Consider the following 774-nt stretch of genomic DNA (forward strand, 5'->3'; position numbering starts at 1 on the left):
ATTCGCAATGCTCAAGAGGCATTGAGTCTATTCAAGTAGTTCATCACACAGCCTATTCATAGAGTGGGCTGGATAATGAGTTAAGGAGGTATTCGAATGGAGACTGAAAAGAAAAATAAAGGCGGCAGGCCTACCGACTACATGCCAGAGGTTGCGGAAGATATCTGTGCGCTATTGATGGAAGGGGAAAGTTTAAGGTCAATTTGCCAACGTCCGGGAATGCCATCGATTCGTGCTGTGATGTATTGGTTGCAACGACACGAAGAGTTCATGCAACAGTACGCGCGGGCGAGAGAGATTCAAGCAGAGGTTTTGGCTGAGGATGTTATCACTATCGCTGATACTGCTAAAGCAGAGGGTGCCGATGTAGCGAAAGCCAGATTGCAGGTTGATGCCCGTAAGTGGTATGCGTCAAAGATGGCACCTAAGCGATATGGCGACAAGATTCAACACGAGCAGAAAATCACGTTCACTGATATAACCGATTCAGAGTTAGATAAACGTATTAAGGAGTTGCAACATGCACAATCTGGATCGGGAGCAAAAGATTGAGCTATTGCGATTGCTGGAAGAGCAGCAGCGCCGTAAACAAGTTTATCGCTATCGGCACTACTTCGATACTCGCTATTTATGGCAGAAGAAGTTCATTACCGCCACAGCCGAATACACCCAATGCGCCCTGATTGCGGCGAACCGAGTGGGGAAGACTGATACAGCCACATACATTGATGCCATTCATCTACTGGGGGAGTATCCGTCAGGCTGGACGGGGCA

1 protein-coding gene and 1 pseudogene are annotated in these 774 nt (G+C 47.8%); both read left to right on the plus strand.

Annotation, left to right across the window (positions count from 1 at the left end; genetic code table 11):
* Positions 1-96: 96 nt before the first annotated feature.
* Complete coding sequence (locus tag NXS07_RS20470; protein WP_046337074.1) at positions 97-552, plus strand: terminase small subunit-like protein; 456 nt, start codon at positions 97-99, stop codon at positions 550-552.
* Positions 521-774 (plus strand): annotated as a pseudogene (locus NXS07_RS20475) (phage terminase large subunit family protein); the annotation flags it as partial. The gene NXS07_RS20470 and the pseudogene NXS07_RS20475, both read left to right, overlap by 32 nt.

The sequence above is a fragment of the Xenorhabdus bovienii genome (assembly GCF_024721015.1).
GTDB lineage: Bacteria > Pseudomonadota > Gammaproteobacteria > Enterobacterales > Enterobacteriaceae > Xenorhabdus > Xenorhabdus bovienii.